Source organism: Lacticaseibacillus suihuaensis, assembly GCF_054785075.1.
In genome coordinates this window covers 12,807-38,279 of the sequence record NZ_BAAGBJ010000008.1, presented here as the reverse complement: position 1 = coordinate 38,279, position 25,473 = coordinate 12,807, and the positions used below count along the sequence as shown (strand labels likewise).

Below are 25,473 nucleotides of genomic sequence, written 5' to 3'. Positions count from 1 at the left end.
TGATTGCTCACTTTTGAACATAATTAAGTATAATGTCTATGGCAGGTAGAGAGTCAAGGAGATGCACTCGTGAACTTACTCAAAATTGGCGCGATGGCCAAGCTCAACCACATTTCGATTCAGACGCTGCGGCTGTACGACCAGGAGGGCCTGTTCTCGCCCCGGGAGCGGGACGCGGACACCGGCTACCGCTACTACACGCTGGCCCAGTGCCCGCAGCTGGACATGATCCAGTTCCTGCGCGGGCTCAGCTTCAGCCTGGCCGAGATTCGCACCCTGATGACCGCCCCGGACGCCAACCTGGCGCTGGCAACGGCGCTGGACGCCAAGCAGGCCAAGCTCGACGCGCTGACCGTGCGCATCCAGGAGCAGCGCCGGATTCTCAACGACTACCGGGCCAGCGAGGCCGCGCTGATCCAGGGCCTGCTGGACGCGACACCGCACCTCGAGCAGCGCCCCGAGCGCCGGCTTTTGACCCACACGATTCAGGGCAACATCTACCAGATGGACGCGACCACCTACGAGCTGGCGCTGCGCGAGATGAAGGGCTACCTGGCGGAAAACGGCGTGGACGCGTTCTACTACCAGCGCGTCGGCTCGGTGCTGGACGGGCGCTACTTCACGGACGCCGCGCCGCTGGTGGCGGACACCATGTTCGTGATGGCGGCCGGCCACCGCGGGCTGCCGACCAAGGTGATGCCGGCTGGTCCCTACCTGACGACGTACTGCGACCGGTTCGAGGACGAGGTCGCGGCGATTGCCCGGCTCAAGCGGGCGGTGCAGGACCAGCACTACCAGGTCTGCGGCGATTACCTGTGCGAGGTGCTGACGGAGGCACCGAACCTGGCCGGCGACTCGCGGCACATGTTCCTGAGGCTGCAGCTGCCGGTGCAGGAGGCGTGAGACGCGACCTCAACAAAACAGAGCACGGCCCCGCGCAACGGGGCGTGCTCTGTTTTTGTCGTTGCCTCAGTCGGCCTTGACGATTCCGAGGTCGATCATGGACTGCGCGGTGGCCACAATCGCCTCGCGCGCCGGCCGCGGCTGCCAACCCAGCAGCCGCCGGGCCTTGGCGTTGGAGGTCTCGGCGTAGGTGCCGGCAACGGTCGCCACCATTTTTAGCATCGGGTTAGCGACCGCGGCGAGCTTCAGCAGCGGGGTCGGAATCTCGCGCTTGGGCAGCCGAGGCGCGAACTGCGGGAAGGCTTCGCGCAGGATGTTGGCGACCTGCAGCATCGACAGGGTCTCGCCGGTGGTGGCCAAGAAGCGCTGGCCGGCGGCTTCCGGCCGGGTCATCGCCAAGAGGTGCAGGCTGGCGACGTCGCGAACGTCGACGTAACCCGAGTCGACCTTCGGCACCAGCGGCGTCTTGCCCGTCAGCAGGTCCTTGATTTGGATGTTGGAGTGCGAGTAGTCGTCCGCCAGCACCGGCCCCATCACCGCCACCGGGTTGACGGTGGCCAGCTCCAGGCCCGAGTCGTCTTGGGCGATGAAGTCCCACGCCGCGCGCTCGGACAGCGTCTTGGACTTCTGGTAAGGGTGGACCCCCGGCTGCGTCAGGTCCGACCAGTCGGCCTCGGTGAACGGCGTCTTCCGGTCGCGATGGCCGGCGAAAATCGCGCCGTAAGCCGACGTCAGCACCACGCGCTTGACGCGGTGGGCGGCCGCCGCACGCAGGACGTACAAGACGCCGTTGACCGCGGGAGCAATCATCTCGGCCTCGTCCTTAAAGTTCAGCGTCGGGGTCGGCGACGCCGGATGGATCACGTAATCCGCGCCGGCGATGGCCGCGTCCCAGTGGTCCGGCGCGGTCAGGTCGGCCTGGACGAAGCTCAGCGCGCTCAGGTCGGCGACGCCGGCCTGGCGCATCATCGCCTCAACCAGCGGCCGCTTCCTCTCGACGTCGCGAACGGTGGTGCGCACCGCGTAGCCGGCCTGTAACAGCTGAGCGATGATGTGGCTGGCGATGAAGCCCGAGCCACCGGTGACAACGACTAGTTTTTGTGACATAATCCGCTCCTTTATTTGCGATACACTTGTAACATCAGTGTCACTAGCGTACACTGCAGGGCAGCACGTCACAAGGCCCGACCCGGCATCTGTGACAGAACGGAGGAATTGTGATGGCAGCAACCCAACACGCCACTCAGATCAAAAACGATTCGCAGCAGTACCTGACAGAGGCGCTGTTCCAGCTGCTGGCGACCAAGCCCCTCAACGCGATCACCGTCACCGCGCTGGTCGCCCGCGCCGGCGTCAGCCGCATGGCGTTTTACCGCAACTACGCCACGCTCGAGGACATTCTGCGCGCCTACTTCGCGCCGCGACTGCAGCAGCTGTTCGATAACGTGATTTTGCGGCGGCCGGCCCCAAAGAAGCTCGCGGACATGCGGGCCTTTTTCACCGAGTTCGGCCAGCAGCTGCGCCTGGCCGACAAGCGGCACTACGAGTACCTCATCCGCGACCTGTTCACGTCGCAGATGTCGGCTTACTACGCGCAGTGGCCGGACGCCGATCCCTACTGGGCGGTGTTCATGACCAACGGCGTGTACGGCATCTGGCGCGAGTGGCTGCTGTCGGGACAGCAAGCGCCCTTAGCCGAGCTGCACGCGCTAATCAAGACGCTGCAGGAGACGACCCAGGCCGCCATGGTGAAGCCGACGGCAGACTGACTGCCCGCGTGGCTTCCAGTAAATGGACGCCGAAACGTCAAATCGCCAGCGAGGAGTCTCTCCCTGCTGGCGATTTTTGCGTTAGTCATGGTGAATTGAAGAAACAACAGGAGGATTGCAAGCCGGGGATTCGTCCCCGCAATTGTTGTGAGTCGCGGTTAATGCCGCTTCCAATCAGAGCCTGCTCGACTGCGGTGATGTGAGCAGTCGAATGTTTCAGCCTGATATGGTCACACCCTTACGCGTTCTTGGAAACGATGAGCATGTCATTGTCGTCAAACTCCCACGACGGACCGTAAGCGACCTCCCAATAATATCCGTCGAGGTCCTGGAAGTAGCCCGAATAGCCGTCCCAGTCGAGGGCCTGCTGGGCGGGTTTGACAATCTTCGCACCGAGCTGGCTGGCCCTGGCCAGCACCCCGTCGACCTCGGCCTTGTTCTTGCCGTTGATCGCCAAGGTAAACCCGGGAAAACCGCCCGCACTCAGCGGCACGCCGACCCCTGGCGCGATGTCGTTCGCGAGATTGGTCAACGGAAACAGCTCGAACTTCGTGCCCTGCGTGTCGAAGAACACCACCGGCGGGTTGGTGCCCTTCTCATCGGTTTTGAACCCCAGACCCTTGTAAAATGACAGAGCCTTGGCCATGTCGCGGACGCCCAAGCAGATCAGGTTGATTCGATTCATTGTGTCGCCTCCTATGGTTAATGCGCCCATTATACCATGGTGTGAAAGCGAAACCATGTCATCTTTCGACTATTCAAGGGGGCCGTTGGCGGAAAGCCAATCGAGAGCAAAACCGCGCGCATCGTCGCCTGCAGGCAGACGCGATGCGCACGGCGGCTTCTCGTGAGCCTTTCGCTGCGGTTCAGGGCTAGCCGTGCAGATGCCGCTTTTGGACCGCCAACCAGATTGTCGTCGTCCGGTTCTCGGCCGACTGGGTGTAGTCGATGTGGCTGATCTGCGGGGCCGCGACCAGCTCGAACCCGCTGTCCGGCAGCCACTGACTGGCGGTCGCAGCCCAGGTCGCCTGCATCGTCTCGGGGAACGGCCCGCGGCTGGTGAAAGTCGCCCAGGTCAGGGCCGGCACCGCAACCACGGTCAGCCCTTGAGCCGTAACGTCGCTGGTCGACCGCACCCCAATCATGTGGGTCAGCTGACTACCTTCGCTGGTGTAATCCTCGGCGTCGAAGTCAGCATTGATCACCGCGTGCGGTGCGAGGTCGGCCAACGTGTGCATCACCTCGCGCTGCTCTAGCGTGATGCGCTGAACCAGCGCGGCGATGGCTGGATTTTCACCCTCGAACTGCAGCGGGACGCGGGCCGTGACGCCGATCAGGCTGAACGCCGGTAAGTCTTTGATCTGATATTCCATGCTCATTCCTCCGTTGATGGTGAGTTCAAAGCGAAACGAAGCGGCGGTCTTCACCGCATTGTGCTCAGCAACCGCGGATGGCAACAAGCCATGCCACTCTTGGTACGCCCGCGAGAAGCCTTCCGCCGACTGGTAGCCAGCATCCAGTGCAACCGCCAGCACACTGCCGCCGGCCCGCAGCTGCGCATTGGCCCGCGCCAGGCGGTGCTGCCGCAAGTACGCGGTCAGGCTGGTTCCGGCCAGGTACCCGAACATGTGCCGGAAGTGATAGGCGCTGGTACCGGTCATGCGGCCGATTGCCGGATCGACCGGTTCGTCCAGGTGCTGCTCCAAGTATTCTAGTAGCGTGTTAAAGTGCTGCATGACCGCCCCTCCATTTCGCCATCAATCGTAAGCCCCCGGCCGCGTCCCCGCCTGATGATTCATAGACGAGAAATGTCTGTGCTCTATTTCGCCTAATGTATCATACTTGTGGTGACCTCTCGATGAGTACTGCAAATTAAGAAATTGCACTTGATGTGACAAATCATCATTCTGGTTGCGTTGCAGTGCTTTGGCCGCGGACTTTACGAATGAACAGGTAAGGCAGGTAGCCGAGGACAAAGGCCAAGATTGCAATCTTAGTGAGCACTCTGCCAATCTGAAACATGATGAAAACTGCGAGCGCCGCAACCGCCAGTATGAGGACTACTCGCATCATCGAATAGAAGAACCACAAAAACAATGGTAATGCGAAATATGCCAACGCACATACCGGGAAGGTCACGGCGATCATCACCCAACCTTGCATGAAGAACGGGGATAGAATGTGCCACCATAGCGCAGTAATTGCGTCACTGACGCCAGTAATCAGCACCATAAACAATCCGCCAACGACATGGGCAATAAAATTAATGCAGGTATAAGCCCAGAATTCACCGATGAAACCAACGACCCAATCATCAGCCACTACCTCCCCCGTATCATATTGGAGTTTGAGGATACCAGATGCAGATAGTGGATTGCAAATAGGATTAATTGAATAGATGCACAATCCCAATCTGTTGTTAATTCTTTGTGTCCAGTTCAGTAGTTGCCCGTTTTTGAGAAGAATCCACAACCACAACAATCAGCGTTACCAAAGCTAGCAAACCAAAGATTGCTGTGTTCACCCAAAACATGGTGCGTAGTTTTGTAAAACCGCCTACCTGTTGGATCAGTAATGCCGAATAAGGCGACAAGGCGCCGGCCAAGTTGTAAGCAATTAGAATCAGTGCGGTTCCCTTGGCACTGCCGCTGCCATCAGCATTGACACTATTCAAGATCCATGGGAAGAATTGGCGCACACCGACACCGGTGATGAAGCCACCAAATACTGTCAACCATGTATGATTTGAGATTGCGATCAAACCCATAGCCACAACCATCATTAACATTGACACTGGCAAAATGAAATTTTTCAGCGTAGCAAATACACGACCAAAAATCACGCCACCCAGCATCGCACCAAGACTTAACCCCAAGATGACGTAACTCGCATCAGTGGCAGTACCATACCCAGCTGACACCATCAGGGTCGGCACTTTAATTCCCATAATCATGTACGTCGTGATCACAACGAAAGTCAACACGAGTAATGCGCTGATTTTACCTTTGCCACCTTTAGAAGTTGCTGTTGTTTTGGATTTTTCTGTGATCTGTTCCGGTTGAATCTTAGGTACGAACAGGACAAACAAGATCAACGCCGGAACGGTAATGATATAGGCCAAGAATGACATATGCCAGTTTATCTGAACGAGTTGTCCCGCAATAAAGGTAACTAAGACACCACCTAAACCTTCAAACGTACTCTGAAATCCCAATGTCTGTGAGCGTTCTTGGCCTTGGAAAAAATGACTGATAATCACAACCAGCAGGGAGTTAAACAGACCAACACCGAAACCGAATGCAGCTCGCGACAACATTAACAACCAAAAATTATCGATGATCAGTGGTGATAAACCAGCGATTGCGGTAAGACTCACCCCTAAAATCACAGTTTGTTTGATGCCAATTTTCTTTGCGATAGAATTGCTGACCAGCAGTGCCAACATTAAGAAAAAGCTAGGCACAGTCGTCAACATCTCGACTTGCGTTAATGGTACATTGGGGAATGCTTGTGCCAATACCGGAATGTTGGCGTTGATTGCCGGCGCAGAAGCTGTAATCACCGACACGAGTAAAATTGATAACTTCACCATCGACTTTTTTTTGTTTGCATGTGCTTCTCCTTCGTAATTCGCTTGATTTTCCATAAATGACTAGCAGTCATATTTAGCTTAAAAGTGACGCCGCTGAAGACAGCGGCCTACTCACGATCTAGATAAGGCGCCAATAATAGCGGCAGCCGAGATTGACAATATTTCTGCGTCACGACAATCGGATCTACGTCCATCGGCGCGATACACCAGCTCAGAATAATCCCGTACAGTTGGGTGATCAGTTCCTTGGCAAGCGTGTGAGATGGCGTACTACGATTCAAACAACCAGATCTCATTAAGCGCACCAATAAGTTGTTCAATGATTCAACGTCTAAGCGCCACTTTTCCGCATTGGCCTCACTGGCTGACACATACCGGACCCACTGCCTAGTCAGTCCGATGCCTGAATTCGCAATCACAGTCATAAAGTCAACGAGATAACGACTGATCGACTCAACAGCATCACTTTGAGTGGTCACATCCAGGTTGGTCACGTGCGCAAAGCGCTGCTTACTAAGGGCGAAAATTAAATCTTCTTTGGCTTTGAAGTAGTTGTAGAATGTCCCTTTAGCAATTCCAGACGCTTTGACGATACTATCAACCGAAACACCTTCATAACCGCCTTCTCCAATCAAACGATCGGCCGTTGCTAAAAGTTTGGCGCGGGTGGCTTTAGCATTATCAGCACGTTTACCCATAATTTCACCTCTACGAAAGTATACGACGCAGCTACTTGATAAAAAATGACCGTTAGTCACATATTCTCGAAAAGAATTGCGACCCAATTTAGGTCGCTATCTTCAAATTGCTTAGTACACCGGACGACGCTCACCTTGTGTCGCCGGATCGGCAATGCCAATACTGTCATTTGCGGCAAAGGTTGAATCGGCAACAATTTTCAAAACCACATCTGCGATACTTTGACGGGAACCAGAAACACCGACGTATTCATCATTGCGGTGCGTAATTTCGTACTTCACTTCATCACGATCATTTAACCATGGTAAGCGCAAAGTCGTGTATGTGATACCTGATGCTGCCAGCAACTGATCAGCATCGATTGCCGCTTGCAAACCACTAGCAACCATTTCATGGTTCCAACGTCCAAATTCGCCAGGCACTTCATTGTATAAACCAAGCAGACTGGTGGAGATGATGCGCGCAGTCCCGTGCTGCTTGACTGCCGCAATCACATTTTTTGTCATAGCATTACCTTTGCCATGATCGACCACCGCGATAAACACCATGTCTTGGCCGGCCATCGCGCGCTGGATGTCGTCAGCACTGGTCAGGTCTGCTTCAACCAAGGTCACCCGCGGATTTTCAGCTGCGAGAGCCGCTAAGCGAGCAGTGTTACGCAAACCTAAGGTCAGGTTCACATCCGCAAATGCGGCTTCCTTCAAGATTCGGTCTTCAACAATTCGGGCAATCTGTCCGTTTGCGGCTAAAATTAATAGATTCATGATTAGTTCTCCTTAACCTCGCCACCATTTTCGTAGGCGAGTTTTTCCTTTTCGTAATTCAACGTGTGATCTTCGTAATGATCAATCTTATACGTCAAGTAATCAATTGTCTTTTGCATTTCGTCGCGTTGGTCGATCAGATCCTGTTGTTGATCAACTAAAAGTTGCTTACGCGCTTCAGCGGTTTGGTCGCCTTGACGATATAGCTTTACGAATTTGATTAGTTCTTCAACGGTCATACCGGCCTTGCGTAAGACTTGAATGTAGAACACCCAGTTCATGTCCCGTTCACCATAGTCCCGATAGCCGCTGGCGTTACGGTGAATTTCTGGCAATAATCCGAGCCGTTCCCAGTAACGCAGGGCATCTTTTGTGACGCCGAATTTCTTGGACACTTCATTGATGTTCATGACAGAGATTCCCCCATTATTTATTTGACGTCGCGGGCCAAGTTAAGTATCCGTTCAACCGCAGCGGGATCGCGGTGGTCGAAGAATTGGCTCTCCTTCTTGTCCAACTTCGTAATCAGCTGCATTTCTTCTGCCGTCAGCTCAAAGTCAAAAACATCGAGGTTCTCAACCATGCGTTCTTTGTGCGTGGACTTCGGGATCACGACGATGCCGCGTTGCAATAACCACCGCAAAATGACTTGGCCGTTGGACTTGCCATAATTACTGCCGATCTTCGCAATTTCCGGATTTTTGAAAATTTCGTGCTTGCCTTCTGCGAATGGTGCCCAAGCTTCTGGCTGCACGCCATGGGCCCGTGCGAACTCAACGGCATCGGCTTGCTGGTTCCACGGATTGATCTCAATTTGGTTGACGGCAGGCGTGATTTGGTTGTTTATGGATAAGTCAATCAAACGGTCCGTATCAAAGTTCGATACTCCGATTGCACGTAACTTGCCCTCCTTGTTAAGATCTTCCATTGCGCGCCAAGAACCATAAACGTCACCATAAGGCTGATGGATCAAGTACAAATCGAGATAATCCAGGCCCAGTTTGCGTAAGGACGTCTCAACGGCTTTCTTGGTCGCGTCGTGGCCGGCGTCTGACACCCAAAGCTTTGTGGTGATAAAGAGGTCTTCACGCGCCACGCCTGAGCGCGCGATGCCGCGCCCAACGGCTTCTTCGTTGCCATATGATGCGGCAGTGTCGATCAGACGATAGCCGGATTGGATTGCATCAACGACGGCTTGTTCCGCGATGGCGGGATCGGCGATTTGAAACACGCCAAAGCCGATTTGGGGCATCTCGATGCCGTTGTTCAGTTTCACTTTAGTTTGCATGATTTACTTCCTCCGATTATTTGATGTAGCTGTATTGGGATAAATAGTTGCGAATTGCGTTGGTGGAGTTGGCGGTGAGCCCAGCTTGTAAAGCGTTGCCCGCTAAGCCTTTCATGAAGGGCATCGCTTCGGCAATGTCCGAGCTCATACTGGTTACAAACGGCACAATCTTCTTGCCGGAAAAGTCGAAGGTCGAAAACAGGCTCGCAATGATCATCGGCGCTTGGTGATACCACATCGGAAAGCCTACAAAAACCGTATCGTCTTTTGCAAAATCAACCTTCATTGGCGCCAGTTCCGGTTCGATATCATCATCAATTTCTCGCTTGGATACGATGGTCAGCGTTTGGTAATCAGCCGGGTAAGCCTTGGCCGGTTTCAATTCGACAAGCTCGGCCCCAGTCAACTTCGCTATGGTTTGGGCAGCGGCACGAGTAGTTCCGGTTTGAGAAAAGTATACGATTTTCATGGTTTTCCTCCGTTCGGACTTGTTTCAACTGAATGACTTTAGTCTAAACCTTGGTGTTCACACTAAGGCAAGACTTTTTTGAAAATACTCAAATAGATTTTTGATTGAGCAGTTGGTCGCACGAGCAACTCAAAAACGTCTTGGTCGGCTAGCAAATCCATGCCGCTTAGATGCGTTCACCCATTCGGTGCAAATTGCTTTTGGGATTAGAGGCGCGTGCTTAAGAACTCAAGCAACTTCGCAACCTCTTGCTTCACATATTCTGGCTTCCAGTAAGTCTCAATGTGTTGCACGCCATCCATCAAGAACAATTCCTTGTCTTGAGTGCCGGTAGCGTTGGCGTAGCACTTCTCAGTCAAGTAGAAGGTGTCGGCATCTTTGCCGGCCATCATGAGCAATGGCACGTTGATCAAGTCCATGTTCACGGACGCGTCGAAGGTGAATAGGGAAAGAAAGGATGCTTGGGTGTAGATGAAGCTTGAATTTGGATGCGCGTGGGTCTGTGCATAGTACGTATAGCCATCACGATACAAGGCGTACGGGAGCTTAACCGCATCTTGTGGTGCTATTTCCTTCAGGTCTGGGGTGTATTCAGTTTCTTCACCACGAACCATCTTCTCGCGTGCTTCAGAAGCCTTTTGCAAGCGAGCCTGGATCGTGTTAGCTTCAGAATCCATGAAGCCGTTGCGACGAACAAGCCCGGAGTTAAAAGCAGAAAGGGTTGCGACCACCTTGAAGCGCTTGTCGGTTTGGCCGGCGCGCAAGGTGTACCCACCACCACCACAGATACCGAACGCACCCATGCGATCGTAGTCAACGCCTGGAAACATAGACAAGGCGTCGGCCATACCGTGAATGTCTTCAACTCGGTATTCAGGCTTATCAGTCATACGCGGGAGGCCTTCAGAAGCACCTTGATAACTTGCATCAGCCGCGATGGCAATGTAGCCGTTCTCGGCTAGCTTTTGAGCGAATAAGCCGGCAACTTGCTCCTTGCAACCGCCGTTAGGGTGGGCAACAGTCAAGGCGGGATAGGAACCCTTAGGATCGTAACCAGCAGGTGTGTACACGTTGGCAGCGATTTTCAAGCCGTTGAGTTCGTAGCTGATTGGGTGAATATTCACTTCACCCTCAACGTTTTCAGTGATCGGATCTGCGTAAACCAGCCCCCATTGGTTATCGTTACCAGGCACCCTGGTGATTGTGGAAACATCGACATCGTTTAGTACCATCTTTGACATGTCGCTCTCTCCCTTAAATTTTGACTTTGCTTCTCAACAATGACTACGATAAACCTTGGTGTTCAGACCAAGGCAAGTAAAAATTTGAAACTCATGGAAAAATCATTCCGACTAAAAATTCAAGTCGGCCTCTGAATCGTTTTCAATTTTTTTAGGTTGTCGTGGGGTACGCACCACAGTTTATGATGAAGTATGTGGGAGCCGGAGCTATTTGCGGCACTTAATCCAGCCGCAATCCGTTAACTGAATCCCAGAAATTTTGAAATAATTGCCCAAGCATTGTGGATAACGCCACTTCGGCGTACGACCACGTGCTTAAGCCATCGACTGATACCGGTGGTTTTTATTTTTGTATCAAATTGAAGTGTTAACCGCAACTAAAAAATCCCCGCCAGCTCAGCCCTTCAAATCGGCCCAAACTTGGCGGGGATTCTGGCGGGGAGCGTAACAATTTCCCCTACAATCGGATCCTTTGTATCTTCCTAAAATGCCGCTAAATCAGCATTTTAGTGTTCGATTTTAATGCACTTTCTATTCCCATTCAATTATTTACTCGCTAATCCAAGTCCCCATCATACAGCAGCGGCTTGCCCTCTGCGTCGACCAGCACCGTCAGACCACCGCCTGAACCGATCGACACACTGAGATACTGGACGCGTGTCTGGCAATCGACCAAAACATCGGTCATGTGTGCGCCTACCATTGCCGGTTTCTCGACGACAACAAATCGCTTCTCACTCTTGGTCAGAACGCGCCTCCTTATCAGATACGGTGTATTGTCCTAGCTTCGTCGACTAAACGCAAGCCTTATCTTACAGTAGGCTACCCAACCACGCACCGATGGTCAAGGTGACGATCCCGGCTCCCGTCGTGCCAAAATAATACCAAGCAAACGCACGGTAACGCCGGTTGCGCAATAAGATAAACGCGTCAGTCATGAATGTTGAAAAAGTCGTGTACCCACCACACACACCGGTCAAAAGTAGCAGTGACCACGCTTGCGGCAGTGCGCACATCGCCAAAAATCCCGCTAAGAAGGCACCACTAGCATTGATCACAAGCGTCGCCAGCGGCACCCCAGGCCACCAGTTCTTGCCTAGCTGCGTCAGCACGTATCGCATCACGGCGCCGACCCCCGCGCCCAAGGCCACTAACATCACCATGTCTGTCGCCGCCTTCCCCACGCTTCGGCGCATAAATACCCGCCAAACGCCGCGCCTAAACCAACAAACAGCTCAAGCAAGAAAATCCCGATCGCATACACCGGCGATTGGCCGATGTGTTTGTAGAGGTTCAGCACCATCGTCGAAAACGTCGTGAACGCGCCGACAAAACCAGTCCCTAACGCCAGGATCAGCCAGCTCGGCAAGTCGATGTACACCGCTAGGCCATAAGTGACAAACGCCAGCACGATGCTGCCCACCAGATTCACCGCCGTGGTGCCGAGCATCGTATCGGTATCATTGAGCCACAAGCCGATTCCCCAACGGGCGACCCCACCGAAGCAGCCGCCGATGAATACCGCTAAAATATCTTGGTATCGCAATCGCTGCATTGAACTTCCCCCTAAAACGCGGCTGCCAAGATTCAGGCAGCCGCGCGGTTACACTCATTAAAATTTAATATAACGCCTAGCATTATAGCAAAACGTACAGCTGTAAGACAAGTCCGCCTTTTGCACGAAAATTTGTCGGCTGGCTTGCGCAAAATTTCGTAAGGGAGTATGCTTTGGGTGTTAAAAGTTAATCGGCGATGACGTTCGCCACTAAAACTAATTGGTAAATCAATTTGATGACGTCTACTGCACAGATTTTGCGTGCAGTAGACGCCATCTTTTTTTACCGGAAGGAGCACAATTATGTCAGTAGTGATTGAAACTGTGAAGGCGCGCGAGATCTTCGACTCCCGCGGCAACCCAACTGTTGAGGCCGATGTTATCCTGTCGGACGGGACGCTCGGCCGCGCGGAGGTGCCATCTGGTGCATCGACCGGCGAAAAAGAAGCCGTCGAGTTGCGCGACGGCGGCGACCGGCTCCAAGGCAAAGGCGTCTCAAAGGCCGTGGCCAACGTCAATACCGAGATCGACAAGGCTTTGCACGGTGCCGACCCCTTCAACCAAGCCCACATCGACCAGCTGATGATCGACTTAGACGGCACACCTAACAAGGCACGCCTAGGGGCTAACGCAATCTTAGGGGTGTCGATGGCCACTGCCCGTGCAGCAGCCAACGCCTCCCACACACCGCTGTATCGCTACCTCGGCGGCACCGACTTGGAGCTGCCCCAAACGTTCCACAACGTGATCAACGGTGGTGAGCACGCCGACAACGGCATCGATATTCAGGAATTCATGATCACCCCAGTCGATCGTTCCAGCTTCCGTGATGGCTTCGAGAAAATCGCCAACACTTACCACACCTTGAAGAAGGTGATCGAAGAAGCCGGCTACACCACGGGCCTCGGCGATGAAGGGGGCTTTGCGCCCGACCTCAAGAACTCCGAAGACGCCTTGCAGATGCTGCACGACGCCATCATCAAGGCAGGCTACACGCCTGGCAAGGAAATCGCCATCGCCTTTGACGCGGCGGCATCATACTTCTACAACCGCGACACCAAGAACTACGACTATGAAGGCAAAACCTACACGCCTGCCGAATTAGGCGAATACTACATTCACCTGCTGGACAAGTTCCCAGAGATCATCTCCATCGAAGATCCTTATGGGGAAGAGGACTGGGGCCACTTCGCTGACTTCACCAAGAGGTACGGCGACCGCGTGCAACTGGTCGCAGACGATCCGGTCTGCACCAACCCTGCCTTGATCAAAGACGCCATCAAACAAGGCATGGCCAACAGTATCTTGATCAAGCTTAACCAGATTGGCACGGTCACCGAAACGCTGGAAGCGATTCGCTTAGCACGCAAGAACGGCTACACCACCATGATGTCTCACCGTTCTGGTGAAACCGGCGACACCTTTGTCGCTGACTTTACCGTCGCCACGAACGCTGCGCAGCTCAAGTCCGGCGCCCCGGCCCGTTCCGAGCGGGTGGAGAAATACAACCAACTGTTGCGGATCGAAGAAGAACTCGGCGCTGACGGCACGCGCTTAGCCCACTTCCCTGATTCAGTCGACTTCGACTGATCAGCATTGACCAAACGTCCGAGCACGAATCTGGGCGCGGCCGTTTGGTATCTTGCAGAAAGCTGGTGTCTACTATGACCGAAAAAAACAATCTAAACGGCCTCGCCCAAGCCGAAGCTGACCGGCGACTGGCCCGTGATGGCTTCAACGAAGTGGCCGAACCCCCCTTCAACTTAGCCACAGCCATTATCACTCGCCTGTGGGAGCCTAGCGCGTGGATACTCGAAGCGGCGCTGATCATTGAAATTGTGTTAGGCAAAAGCATCCAAGCCGGGTTCATCGTGCTAATGTTGCTCTTTGCCGCGGTCAATGGCGCGATTCAATCTCGCCGCGCCAACACGGTCTTACGCAGCCTATCACATGACTTATCGCCGACCACCGCGGTCAGTCGCGATGGCAAGTGGAAACAGGTGTCAGCCAAGCACTTAGTCGTTGATGACCTCATCAGCCTACGCCAAGGAGACATTATCCCCGCCGACGTGCGTCTGCTGACGGACTCGCTGGAAATCAACGAAAGCAGTATCACGGGCGAAGCCAAGGCCGTCAACCGCACCCCTGGCGATACGGCCTATGCCGGCACCGAAGTCCTCTCCGGCAATGCCTTAGCGATCGTCACCGCCACCGGTGCTAATAGCCGCAGCGGCAAAACGATCAGCCTGATCAACCAAAGCTCGGCGCCGGGCCATTTGCAGAAGCTCTTGGGCCAAATCATCGGCTATCTAGCAGCACTCGATGCGGTGTTGGCCGTGGTATTGATCATCGTGGCCGTTGTCCGCCATGAAGATTTGGTCGCCATGCTACCGTTTCTGGCAATGCTGTTCATCGCAACGATCCCAATCGCCATGCCATCGAGTTTTGCCGTTGCCAACTCGGTCGAAGCCAAGGTCTTGAGCACCAAGCACGTCTTAGTTTCCGACCTCACCGGGATTCAGGAAGCCGCCAATATGAATGTGCTACTCGTGGATAAAACCGGCACGATCACTACCAACAAACCCGCTGTGGTCGCCTTCTACAACTGGTCAACGCTCCCAGACGCCGATGTGACCCAACTCGCAATCAGTGCAGCGGATGCGCGCAATGCCAGCGTGATCGACGCGGCGCTATTCAACTATGCTCAAGCACACAACATTAAGGCCTGGCCTCGGCATGAATTCACGCCGTTCACCTCCGGTATCGGCTACTCCCAAGCCACTGTGGTCACCGACAGCGCCACAGTCAACGTGAAACTCGGGGCACTGAAAAAATTGGCGACGCTGGCCACCAACCACCCAGACCTAACGGCGGTCAACTTCGCCGAAGGCCGTACGGCAGCCGTGGTCGTTGATTCACAACTAATCGGCTTGTTCGTCCTTCAAGACCAACCTCGGGCAGATTCCGCAACTGCCATCAAGGCCCTGCAGGCACGCGGCGTCAAAGTGATCATGCTGACTGGCGATAACCAAAAAACTGCCGCCGCGATTGCCCAAGCAGTTGGGCTAAACGGTGAGGTGCGCTCGTACACCGAGGTTAATGTCGGGACCAAAATTGCAGACCTCGCAGGCATCGCCGACGTGACCCCAGAAGACAAATTGGCGATGGCCAAGCGTCTACAAGGTGAAGGCTATGTGGTCGGTATGACCGGCGACGGGGTCAACGACGCACCAGCCTTGAAACAAGCCGACGTTGGTATCGCCGTTGACAGTGCCGTTGACCTCGCCAAGCGCTCGGCGCGCATGGTTTTGCTAGCAGACGGCCTGACCCCGATCATCGAGATCCTAGATGCCGGCCACCGCGTCTATCAACGCATGATGACCTGGACGATCACCAAGCTTTCACGCACAGCGGAGCTGACACTCCTGCTGACATTAGGTTATCTGATTCTCCACTTCATTCCGCTGACCTTAAACGCAATGATCCTGGTCGCGATCCTGAATGATTGTGTGACCCTTGTGCTCGGCACTGACCGCACGACAATCACCCACCAGCCAGAAAGCTGGAACCTGGCCAAACTTAGCAAGATTGCTGGCATCTTGGCCATAGGCTGGTCAGCGGTCGGCTACGGTTGGCTGACTTGGTTGCAACGGCTTGGTCTAACGTCTGGACAAGTCAGCACCGGCCTTTACGTCTATCTGATTTTTAGCGCGATGCTGACGATCCTGATGACCCGCACCCAAAAGCCGTTCTGGGCTAGCAGACCCAGTCGCGCCGTGGCAGTAGCGATCGGTGGCAACTGTATATTGACCCTAGTTCTAGCACTGACCGGCTGGGGGATCGCCGCAATCAGCCCGGCCTTGATCGGCTTAGCAATCGTAATCACCTTATTAACGGGCATTGTGCTGACAGCGATTCGATTTGCGGCACACATCTAGCGAACCTGCACCAGATCCACACCGCTTTTGAACCCATTGGCCAATGTGTATTGGCTGATGGTTTTTTTGCTTTCCTACGATTTTGGTTACCTAATTTCACGTTTTGGTTTCACCGCCACGCTCAAATTCGGTCTGTATAAGTGTAACTACTTTTCTGCAAATCTAGGGAGGCTGTCTTCATGAGTAGTGAGCGTGAAGTGTCAAAAATGTTTGTCCGATATATGCAACGTGTACTTCGCAACGAGCGAAGCAACATTTACCGAAAGCACCTCAGAGATGCAACGAGCTTACAATGTAAGTGCAACAGATTAGTCAAATAGAAAAGACTCATCGCCTGAGTCCTTGTAAAATGGAATCACCACAACACCAGATACAAGGAGAACTCGGCTATGAGCCCGTACACACATCTTAACCTAAAAGAACGCGAAGCGATACTACTTGGCCTCAATAATGGTCTCACTCAGGCCGCAATTGCCAAGTCGCTTGGCCGTTCTAAGAGCTCCGTGAGCCGAGAAATTTCCCGCAATGGTGGCTGGCGGCACTACTCCGTCTCGGATGCCCAGAATCGCTACCAGGCCGCTCGCGAGAAGTCCCGTCGTCATCGCATTCTTGAGGATGACGACGTTTGCGGGCTCGTAATTGACGGCATCACCAATCGTCATTGGTCTCCCGAACAAATTTCCGGCCGCTTGCGCCATGAACATAGCGCGATGCAGATCAGCTACGCGACCATCTACCGCGGGATTTATCGCGATAACCTGGGTGTTCCACGCAAGAGCCACGGCCCTCGTGGACTGCCTCGTCAACTGCGACACCGCGGTAAGACGCGCAAGGTCAAGTAGACAATCAATGAACGGCGCGGTCGCTGAGCGCCCCATTTCAGCCGAAAACCGTAGCCGGTTCGGCCATTGGGAAGGTGATACGGTTCGTGGTAAGACCGCGCGATCGGTCTTGGTCAGGCTGGTGGACCGAAAGTCACGCTTCCTGCTTTCAATGCGCGTGTGGAAGGTTACCGCAGACAACGTCAAAGATGCAATGGTCCGGCTCTTAGGATGCCAACCCGGCAAACGTGTCCTCACCGTCACGCCAGACCGGGGAAGTGAATTCGCTCGGTATCCCGAACTGGCCGAAGCGCTAGGCACTAAGGTATTCTTCCCGGATCCCCACGCGCCACATCAGCGAGGCACCAACGAGAATACAAACGGGCTGATTCGGGAGTATTTCCTCAAGAGTACCGACTTGGATCTCCAAACCGACATGACATAGCAGCGTTCGTCGAACAACTGAATAACCGACCACGCAAGGTCTTAGGATGGAAGACGCCCTCTGAGGTCTACCAAAGCAAAAAGTTGCACTTGATTTGACAAATCGTCCTCTAATATTTGCCCCCCTATTAGAGACCGGGGGCTTGTGGCGGCCGGCTAACGCCGACCGCCGCTCGCGCTAGCGGCTTTCGCGCTGCACGCCGCGCACGGCGGCGATGCATTGCAAGACCCTTCCGGAAGGTCTGTGAGAACTTTCGCTCTCACCATATACAGACGATTTGTAGGACGTATTTTGAAACTGAAAGTTGAACTGTAACAAGTTCTTAATGTTGTCCAAGTTCAATGCTCACACCAACCAATATGTAAAAGTTCACCATAAAGAATCTTAACAAAAAGTGCCAATAGATTCATTTAGCCATGGTGCGCAGTCCATAATTCTTACATTCAAGACAAGTGTTGCCTGAGTGACCTATGAAAGACATTCAAAAATCAAGGGAGTATAATTGATTGCGTGAGTCCTTGGAAACGCCGAAAAACATACATATGAGAAGGTGCAGACTTGATGTCAAAATTTTTAAAGGTTTTACTCATCCTCGTCTCCGTCATCTGGACGTTCTGGAGCATTGCAAATGCTTTTTTAAATTCTGGAGTTATGAACTTGTTGCCCTTAGCGAGTTTGATTCCAGTTTTTGCTGCGCTTTATAGTGAGGTTGACTGGATTTATATTCTGGCCAACAAAATACGATCATACTTTTCGGCAAAAACGGTGTCCTTCACTCCAAAATTTCAATACGCCGTTGAAAATACAGTTTTAGCAGAACATGTTAAAAATGATTTAGACGAATCGTTGAAATTTCTCCGACAACGAGTAAACACCAAAAGGCAGCAAAAATACTCTGAGGAGCTTATCCAATACAATGTCATCACAGAAACCGGATTATCGTATGAACTCGATTTGTCTGTACAAAATCAGGAAGAATTAACAGTTCTCATTTTGAAAGTTCACTATCAGGTTTCGTACAGAGATGTTAAAAAAACATGGAAAGAATTCTGCCAACTACAAGAATCTTTATTCGATAACTTTGCCAGATCTTCCAAGTCAAAGCCACGATACGATGTGACAATTAAGACCAACACAAAAAACTTCAACCCATTCTATCGCCTAACAGTCAGACGACTTGGAAAAGCTGAAGTTCAAAATTTTACCCTTAAGTTCACAGATGGTCCGCTCACGGTAACTACGTCACAACATAAGATATATGCGTCTTCTGGACAGCGGCAAGACATCGACAAATTGATCAAAAACTATGTGCCACTCTCAAAAATTCTCTAAACAGTGAGAACGCCAATCTCTTGAAGTACCTCAAGAGAAAACTCTAGCATTGGATACTCTCTATCATCCATGTCAACCAATGATGTAAATGACACTAATGTACCGGCCTGTGATATCATGACTGTTCTGCCACGGCCACCAATGTCTAGCGTTCCTATTATCTGAATCGCTGTATCATTTTGTAACGCATCAACGGCCTCTTCGTTCACGTCAACCTCATCCCCGGAAAAGTTTTTACGTGTCACGCCCTCATCAACAGTTGAAAAACGAATTCCCTTCGTCTGCGGCATTCTGCCGGATATACTTTCCATGTCTAGATGGATAGTCTGATAATCCAACTCAACATTATCTTCCGCAGCTAACTGTTTGAGAAATTTTTTAGTTATTGGCGTTGTCGCATCCGAAAACAGTATTTGCTGTTGACCGGAATAAAAGATATTAAAATCAAACGATTTCTTGTATTGGTCGTACTCAACATAGTCTTCAATATTTGTATCATAGACTGTAATCTCATCAACAATATCCTTGGTATACTGGCACCTATACTTTTGAAAGACTACACGTCCTACCGTTAGTGTATGCGTATCTCGCCTTACTGACCCGAGAGGTACATTTGCTTTAGTTATTTGCACCAATCCCTCGGGAATTACAAACTGTGTTACCCGACGAAATGAAATAGAAGTTGCTGGCATTTTATTTTCCTCCAATGTGTTCTATGGTAGTTCTAGGCACTAGTAATTTTCGTTCGTTATCACACAACTAGCTACCCGTAGAATCGTTAGTTGCTATAAACTAGTTTCGTTGAACGCCATCTTCTCAGCCTGCTCCACAACAATCTCCACCGCAGACTTTGTAAAATCAGGTGGATACCCATATTTGCGCAACAATCTCTTAACAGCAATTCGCATGCTTGCTCGAGCAGACTCGCGCTGTACCCAGTCGGTCCGCTGCGCAGAATCGCGCACTTCTTTAACTAGAGCCTTGGCAATCTCTTGTAGCTTATCAGCACCGAGTTCCTCAGCCGCACGTTTTTCATCGGCCAGTGCGTCATAGAACGCTTTTTCTTCAATGGACAGCCCAAGATCTTGTCCATTAGTCTCTGCTGCTTGCATGGTCTTGGCAAGTTCAATGAGCTTGCGAATCACTAATTCGGTAGTCACGCCACGCTGGTTGTACGCGTCTAATGACGCCTCCAACATATCGCCGAACTTACGCGACTGAACTAAGTTTACCTTGGTCATCGCTTTGATTTTACCTTTGAGTAACCGTTCAAGCAGCTTCATCGCTAAACTCTTCTCGGGCATCTGCCCAACGCTATCCAGAAAATCTTCAGATAGTAAACTTAGCTCTGGTCGCTCTAATCCTAGCTCTTCGTACAAATCAATAGGCTTCTCTGCCAAAACAGACTGATTGACCAGTTGATCGAGCTTCAGGTTTAACTGACTGTTGCCAATCTTGCGCCGCGAATCACTAGCGGTTTGCATCAGCTTAATCAACGCGTTCTTAACCGCAACAAAGAATCCTACCTCACCGGCAATGGCAACTGCTTGATTCATCGTAACGACCAACGCGTGTGCTTTCTGAAGTTGAACAACGGTATCGGCAAACTTGCGCTGCTGATCAGGTTGCAACATTGCGACAGCGTTTAGCGCCGTGCGGAACGCCTTTTGGCTCTTCTTACGATCATCACTGGTGAAGTCACTGTAATCAACATGATACAAGTAGTCGTTCGTGATGATGTCGTATTTTTCCTTCATCAACATGACGGCCTTGTCCACGTTGATTCCAGTCTGCTCTTGGTCAGAATCAGAGTATTGTTGCAACGCTGCTTTTAGACTGTCAGCAATCCCGATGTAATCAACGATTAAACCACCATCTTTATCTTTGAAGACCCGGTTGACACGGGCGATAGCCTGCATCAGGTTGTGACCGTGCATTGGCTTGTCGATGTACATTGTATTGACTGCTGGCGCATCAAATCCGGTCAGCCACATGTCTACCACAATGACTACTTGAAGTTCATCTTGATCGTCCTTCATTCGCTGTTGCAATTTACGACGATCCGCAGCATTCGTATGATGTTTAGCAAGCTCCGGCCCATCGGAGGCAACATCGGAGGTCATGATGACCTTGATTTTCCCTTTCATCAAATCATCAGAATGCCAATCTGGACGCAACTTGATAATCTCATCGTAGAGTTTCACAGCGTTTCGACGTGACATTTCAACGATAATTGACTTACCAAATTCTTGCGCTTGACGCGCTTCAAAATGCTTTACAAAGTGCTTCGCCAGAACTTCTAAGCGTCCTTTCGTACCAGCCAGTCGCTCCAGCTTGGTAAACTCAGCGCGGCGCTTCTGTTCTTCGGTCTGCTCGCCGGCATTGTAGACCCCCGCTTCTTCCATCACCATTTCGTACTTATGCTGTACCTGTGGATCGAGATCAAGCGGGATGATGTGGTTCTCGTAGTAAATACGTACTGTTGCGTGGTCACGCACCGCGGCAGACATATCGTATACGTCGATGTAGTCACCAAATACACCACGCGTCGACTTATCACTGAAGTCAATCGGCGTACCAGTAAAACCGATGAAGGAAGCGTTAGGTAATGCTTCTCGCATGTACTGCGCATAACCATACTTCACCCCATTCTTGGTGAATTTCGCCTTCAACCCATACTGCGAACGGTGCGCTTCGTCAGAGATCACAATGATGTCAGACCGTGTATTGAGAACCGGCATTCTATCTTCGTTTTCTTCAGGTGCGAACTTCTGAATAGTGGAAAAGACAATGCCACCACCCTTACGCTCCAATAAGTCTCGGACTTCTGTACGCGATTTTGCCTGAGTTGGCGTCTGCCGCAGATAATCATGCGCCGCAGCGAAAGTCTGCCCTAATTGGTCATCAAGATCATTGCGGTCATTCACAACCAGAATCGTCGGATTGCCCAGCTTACGACTGACAATACCTGAGAAGAATACCATTGAAAGGGACTTGCCAGAGCCTTGTGTGTGCCAAACAACACCGATACGATTGCTATCGGGATTTTTAAGGGTTTTAGCCGCAGCTTCGACAGCCTTGTTGACCATGTAGTACTGATGGTAAGCGGCGAGAATCTTGAAGGCCTTCGCCCCATCAGTCTCAAAGATGATGAAGTTTTGAATCAAATCTAATACAACATCACGCTTCATCATGTTATTGATTAGTGTCTCCATTGCATAGACATCCAACTGTTTGTCATCACGCTGTTCAGGTGAACGCCATTGCATGAAGCGGTCAAAACCCGCGGACAGGGAACCAGTTTGCGCATTCACCCCGTCGCTAATGACAAGAATTTCGTTGTAGGCCATGTAGTCAGAAATATCTTGCTTGTAGGTCTGTAACTGGTTAAACGCGTCTTCAATTCCTACATTAGCATTGGCCTGGTTCTTCAGTTCAAACGTCACAAGTGGCAAGCCATTGATAAATATCGTAATGTCCGGCCGCCGCATACGCTCGCCTTGCTCCATCGTAAACTGGTTAGTCACTACAAAATCGTTGGCATCCACATTATCGAAATCGATTGGTTTAAGCACATAGGTGTGGTCTTGCCCATCTTCAGAAACATTAACCTTCGCACCCTCAATAATTAGCTTGTGTAGTTGATGGTTATTAGCCATCAAGTCAGGGCCATCCGTCACCAAATAAAACTGGCGGACTGCCTCCTTATAGATAGCATCCTTCAGTCCTGGTGTATTGTGTTCCAACGCGTCACGTAAACGCTGGTGCAAAATCACCTGTTTATGGTCATTGTCACGCTCGACGTCAATGACATCATTGGGGTCTTTATAGCTTTCACTGCGATAATCCTGATACCCCAAGGATACCAATGAATCAATGGCTTCCTGCTCAACATCTTGCTCATTTGTAAATGATTGGGTATTAGGCATTATTCATCACCGTTTCGATGTTTGATAGATCGATGTCACCAGAAAGTAATTTAGGTAATAAAAGATCACGAAGTTGCATCAAATATTTAGACTCAATTCCGTTATTTATTATTTGCTGAATAATCGGGCTAAGTATAGTGTCCAATTGCATAAATTCCTCGTGACTTGGAATTATCACTTTTGCATCCGTCAAATCTTTACGCTTAATATGCCCCATTGTAGTTTTTTTATCAGCCGCGATATGTTGAAACTCTCGAAGATGTCGTAGCGTCCAAAGATAATAAAACCATTTTGGGTACCTTGTTGAAGTGACCTTAAACAGATGTTGATTTAAGGCAGCATCACCGCCCGTCCAGAGTTTGGCTAAGAGGGTTCCGGACCACGAAAAAATTAAATCACCATCATAGACTTTTACATTTTCCTTCACCCCACTAGTTACTAGATCAGAATTGCTATCAACACAATCTTGGTTCAACTCTCGAATCTTGAGTACTGGTAAGACGGCGCTATCATCTGCTGGTGGAAATTTTTGCATTGCGATACCATTCTGATAGGTAGCAATCTTATCTAATGAGGTTATTGTTTCAGATTTTGTGTTTTCAACCCAATTGTCAAAAATCATAGTTTCCACTTTCAACAAGTTCTTATTGATCTGCTGATTAAAATATTGCTTATTAAATATGTCAAAGTATAATGAGCCGATTTTCCGCTGATAGTTTTTGTCTACAATAATTTTAATTTTCAGATTAGAAAAATCGCTTTTTTTAAAGTGCGGAATAAGCGTTCCAACCTGCATATCATCAATGCGTTTGCGTATCTTAGAACTCTTAAGTAATGCAAATACATATTTTGTATCGTACTCAGGCTTTATTCTCAATCCGACCATGTCTTGAGCCGCAACAAAGTTGACAGGCTCTGGCACCATGGCTACCTTGCCCGGAGTACCCTTGTTTACGAATAAAATATCACCAGGCTGTAGATGTGATCGGAACCATGTATCATACGTATCTTTATCAACTGACCTTGTCTTAAGCAACTGAGGATAGAGATGATCATCTGTAATACAGTTGGTGGCAATCAGCGGTAAGTATTCTTTAGATTTATCTACAGTAGGAACAGTCTTACCTCTATTATCAATGTAAAAATCAACCAGATCATCTAGCGTGACCGTTTTAGTCTCCATATCCAATTCCTCTCAGTGCACCAAGAATGCGACGCTGAAGATTATCACTTTGTGCAAACTGAGTTGATAACTCATTACGTAATTTGCTCATTTCAGCATTAAAGTCTTCATCGCTCATTTGCTCTTCTTCCGCCAAACCGACATATCGGCCGGGCGTTAAAATATAGTTATTAGACACAATTTCTTCTGCTTTTGCAGCCTTACAGAATCCCGGAACATCTTTATACTCATTATTAGAAGCTCCAGTATAAGCATGATAAGTGTCTGCAATCTTATCAATATCCGTTCGGCTGAACTCACGGTGGGTACGATCAGTCATCGTACCCATTTCTCGGGCATCAATAAAGAGCGTCTCGCCAGTTCGATCACGTTCATCTGCACTTGCTTGATTCATGTCAAAAATCCAAACCGCGACAGGAATTGAAACAGAATAGAACATCTTGTCTGGCATTGCCACAATTGCATCCACCTTGTTATCCTCAAGTAGAGCCTTGCGGATGGCGAGTTCATCTTTGCTTGAAGTAGATAGTGCGCCGTTAGCAAGGACAATTCCCGCTTTACCATCAGGTGCCAGCTTACTTAGAATATGCTCAATCCAGGCATAGTTGGCATTGCTATTTCCTGGCATTCCCCACTTCCAACGGGCATCGTCTGCAACCTTATCCGCACCCCAATTCTTAACGTTAAATGGTGGGTTTGCCAGTGCGTAATCAAACCGTTCGCCGCGATGCTGATCATCCAGCAGCGTGTTAGCATTACGTAGACCAAGATTATTGTCGATACCATGAATTGCCAAGTTCATTTTTGCCAAACGCCAAGTCGTTGGATTCCACTCTTGACCATAAACCGAAAGATCAAGGATATCGCCTTGATGTTCACTCACAAACTCTTCAGACTGAACAAACATCCCACCTGAACCGCAACACGGATCATAAATTTTCCCACTGAACGGCTGAATCATGTCTACCAGCGTTCGGACAATAGAGCGCGGTGTATAGAACTCACCATCACCATTGGTTGCAAACTTACGCAAGAAGAACTCGTAGACGCGCCCCAGCACGTCGTTCTTCCGCGATTCTTCATCCCCAACCTGCACATCAGTAAACAGATCAATTACTTCACCTAGTCGTTCCTTAGATAGATCGTCAGAAGCATAGTTCTTGGGCAACACCCCTTTGATGCTGTCATTCTCGTTTTCAATCGAGGTCATAGCCGCATCAATAATGGTTCCGACATCTGGCGTTTTGGCAGCCGCAGCAATGACAGACCAACGTGCATTCTCAGGCAACCAGAAGATATTTTCGGCATCGTAAAAATCACGATCTTCCGCATCCTCTGGATATTCAGTTGCCTCAAGTTCAGCGTGTCGTTCTTCGAATGTATCGGACACATATTTCAGAAAAATCAGTCCTAGTACAACATTCCGATAAGTGGACTGATCCATCGATCCCCGCAACTTGTCGCAGGCTTCCCAGAGTTTATCTTCAATCTTCAGTTCATTGCTTTTGGCTGGCATCAGCTTATCCTCCAAGTAGGTTCTTGTTA

At 50.8% G+C, this 25,473-nt stretch carries 23 protein-coding genes, 1 pseudogene and 1 riboswitch; of the genes and pseudogenes, 6 read left to right on the top strand and 18 right to left on the bottom strand.

The annotated features are described in order from the left end of the window. Positions 1 to 69 precede the first annotated feature (69 nt). Positions 70 to 903: a MerR family transcriptional regulator gene (locus ACYVRZ_RS08385; protein WP_461226166.1), complete on the top strand. Its 834-nt coding sequence runs from the start codon at positions 70 to 72 to the stop codon at positions 901 to 903. Positions 904 to 969: 66 nt separating this feature from the next. On the opposite strand, the gene ACYVRZ_RS08380 is transcribed toward ACYVRZ_RS08385, so the two are convergent. After that, on the bottom strand, positions 970 to 2,010 hold the full coding sequence (locus tag ACYVRZ_RS08380) for an SDR family oxidoreductase (protein ID WP_461226165.1): 1,041 nt from the start codon (positions 2,008 to 2,010) through the stop codon (positions 970 to 972). A gap of 113 nt (positions 2,011 to 2,123) precedes the next feature. Here ACYVRZ_RS08380 and ACYVRZ_RS08375 point away from each other — a divergent pair, with 113 nt between their 5' ends. Further along, entirely contained in the window at positions 2,124 to 2,672 is a 549-nt protein-coding gene (locus tag ACYVRZ_RS08375) for a TetR/AcrR family transcriptional regulator (RefSeq protein ID WP_461226164.1), read from the top strand. Positions 2,673 to 2,910: 238 nt separating this feature from the next. On the opposite strand, the gene ACYVRZ_RS08370 is transcribed toward ACYVRZ_RS08375, so the two are convergent. The 13 genes from ACYVRZ_RS08370 to ACYVRZ_RS08310 all read right to left on the bottom strand — a co-directional run bounded on the left by ACYVRZ_RS08370 (position 2,911) and on the right by ACYVRZ_RS08310 (position 12,280). Next, entirely contained in the window at positions 2,911 to 3,357 is a 447-nt protein-coding gene (locus ACYVRZ_RS08370) for a VOC family protein (protein WP_461226163.1), read from the bottom strand. A gap of 187 nt (positions 3,358 to 3,544) precedes the next feature. Beyond that, positions 3,545 to 4,408, bottom strand: a complete 864-nt coding sequence (locus ACYVRZ_RS08365; RefSeq protein WP_461226162.1) for a GyrI-like domain-containing protein — start codon at positions 4,406 to 4,408, stop codon at positions 3,545 to 3,547. A gap of 166 nt (positions 4,409 to 4,574) precedes the next feature. Further along, a complete protein-coding gene (locus ACYVRZ_RS08360; RefSeq protein ID WP_461226161.1) occupies positions 4,575 to 4,994 on the bottom strand; it encodes a hypothetical protein in 420 nt (139 codons plus the stop codon). A gap of 97 nt (positions 4,995 to 5,091) precedes the next feature. Continuing rightward, the gene (locus ACYVRZ_RS08355; protein WP_461226160.1) at positions 5,092 to 6,318 is read right to left on the bottom strand and encodes an MFS transporter; all 1,227 of its coding nucleotides are present in this window, start codon (positions 6,316 to 6,318) and stop codon (positions 5,092 to 5,094) included. A 53-nt stretch (positions 6,319 to 6,371) separates the two neighbouring features. Then, the gene (locus tag ACYVRZ_RS08350) at positions 6,372 to 6,962 is read right to left on the bottom strand and encodes a TetR/AcrR family transcriptional regulator (RefSeq protein ID WP_461226159.1); all 591 of its coding nucleotides are present in this window, start codon (positions 6,960 to 6,962) and stop codon (positions 6,372 to 6,374) included. A gap of 111 nt (positions 6,963 to 7,073) precedes the next feature. Continuing rightward, the gene (locus tag ACYVRZ_RS08345) at positions 7,074 to 7,727 is read right to left on the bottom strand and encodes an NAD(P)H-binding protein (RefSeq protein WP_461226158.1); all 654 of its coding nucleotides are present in this window, start codon (positions 7,725 to 7,727) and stop codon (positions 7,074 to 7,076) included. Positions 7,728 to 7,729: 2 nt separating this feature from the next. Continuing rightward, positions 7,730 to 8,137, bottom strand: coding sequence for a MerR family transcriptional regulator (locus ACYVRZ_RS08340; protein WP_461226157.1), 408 nt, complete (start codon positions 8,135 to 8,137; stop codon positions 7,730 to 7,732). 20 nt (positions 8,138 to 8,157) lie between these two features. Further along, a complete protein-coding gene (locus ACYVRZ_RS08335; RefSeq protein ID WP_461226156.1) occupies positions 8,158 to 9,015 on the bottom strand; it encodes an aldo/keto reductase in 858 nt (285 codons plus the stop codon). Between the two features lie 16 nt (positions 9,016 to 9,031). Beyond that, complete coding sequence (locus ACYVRZ_RS08330; protein ID WP_461226155.1) at positions 9,032 to 9,484, bottom strand: flavodoxin; 453 nt, start codon at positions 9,482 to 9,484, stop codon at positions 9,032 to 9,034. Between the two features lie 206 nt (positions 9,485 to 9,690). Beyond that, positions 9,691 to 10,725, bottom strand: coding sequence for an alpha/beta hydrolase (locus ACYVRZ_RS08325; RefSeq protein ID WP_461226154.1), 1,035 nt, complete (start codon positions 10,723 to 10,725; stop codon positions 9,691 to 9,693). Between the two features lie 556 nt (positions 10,726 to 11,281). Beyond that, positions 11,282 to 11,473 carry a DUF6440 family protein gene (locus ACYVRZ_RS08320; protein ID WP_461226237.1) on the bottom strand — a complete coding sequence of 64 codons (192 nt, stop codon included), beginning with the start codon at positions 11,471 to 11,473 and terminating at the stop codon, positions 11,282 to 11,284. 64 nt (positions 11,474 to 11,537) lie between these two features. Continuing rightward, a complete protein-coding gene (locus ACYVRZ_RS08315) occupies positions 11,538 to 11,888 on the bottom strand; it encodes a fluoride efflux transporter FluC (protein WP_461226153.1) in 351 nt (116 codons plus the stop codon). Next, positions 11,882 to 12,280 carry a fluoride efflux transporter FluC gene (locus ACYVRZ_RS08310; RefSeq protein ID WP_461226152.1) on the bottom strand — a complete coding sequence of 133 codons (399 nt, stop codon included), beginning with the start codon at positions 12,278 to 12,280 and terminating at the stop codon, positions 11,882 to 11,884. Before ACYVRZ_RS08310 ends, ACYVRZ_RS08315 begins: the two co-directional genes overlap by 7 nt. 184 nt (positions 12,281 to 12,464) lie before the next feature. Further along, positions 12,465 to 12,533: riboswitch (Fluoride riboswitch) on the top strand. Positions 12,534 to 12,583: 50 nt separating this feature from the next. Between ACYVRZ_RS08310 and eno the strand changes: the two genes are divergently transcribed. The 4 genes and pseudogenes from eno (at position 12,584) to ACYVRZ_RS08290 (ending at position 18,816) form a co-directional block, all read left to right on the top strand. Continuing rightward, on the top strand, positions 12,584 to 13,870 hold the full coding sequence (eno, locus tag ACYVRZ_RS08305; protein WP_461226151.1) for a phosphopyruvate hydratase: 1,287 nt from the start codon (positions 12,584 to 12,586) through the stop codon (positions 13,868 to 13,870). A 74-nt stretch (positions 13,871 to 13,944) separates the two neighbouring features. Further along, positions 13,945 to 16,218 carry an HAD-IC family P-type ATPase gene (locus ACYVRZ_RS08300; protein ID WP_461226150.1) on the top strand — a complete coding sequence of 758 codons (2,274 nt, stop codon included), beginning with the start codon at positions 13,945 to 13,947 and terminating at the stop codon, positions 16,216 to 16,218. A 389-nt stretch (positions 16,219 to 16,607) separates the two neighbouring features. Continuing rightward, positions 16,608 to 17,582: pseudogene (locus ACYVRZ_RS08295) on the top strand (IS30 family transposase). Between the two features lie 463 nt (positions 17,583 to 18,045). After that, positions 18,046 to 18,816 (top strand): hypothetical protein, encoded by a 771-nt coding sequence (locus ACYVRZ_RS08290; RefSeq protein WP_461226149.1) that lies wholly within the window; start codon positions 18,046 to 18,048, stop codon positions 18,814 to 18,816. On the opposite strand, the gene ACYVRZ_RS08285 is transcribed toward ACYVRZ_RS08290, so the two are convergent. From ACYVRZ_RS08285 to ACYVRZ_RS08270, 4 genes are all read right to left on the bottom strand, one after another. Further along, entirely contained in the window at positions 18,813 to 19,508 is a 696-nt protein-coding gene (locus ACYVRZ_RS08285; protein ID WP_461226148.1) for a hypothetical protein, read from the bottom strand. The genes ACYVRZ_RS08290 and ACYVRZ_RS08285 overlap by 4 nt on opposite strands. Before the next feature lie 93 nt (positions 19,509 to 19,601). Further along, positions 19,602 to 22,745, bottom strand: a complete 3,144-nt coding sequence (locus ACYVRZ_RS08280) for a type I restriction endonuclease subunit R (protein ID WP_461226147.1) — start codon at positions 22,743 to 22,745, stop codon at positions 19,602 to 19,604. Further along, entirely contained in the window at positions 22,738 to 23,928 is a 1,191-nt protein-coding gene (locus ACYVRZ_RS08275) for a restriction endonuclease subunit S (RefSeq protein ID WP_461226146.1), read from the bottom strand. The genes ACYVRZ_RS08280 and ACYVRZ_RS08275 overlap by 8 nt, the downstream gene beginning before the upstream one ends. Beyond that, positions 23,918 to 25,444, bottom strand: coding sequence for a type I restriction-modification system subunit M (locus ACYVRZ_RS08270; RefSeq protein WP_461226145.1), 1,527 nt, complete (start codon positions 25,442 to 25,444; stop codon positions 23,918 to 23,920). Before ACYVRZ_RS08270 ends, ACYVRZ_RS08275 begins: the two co-directional genes overlap by 11 nt. Between the last annotated feature and the right edge of the window lie 29 nt (positions 25,445 to 25,473).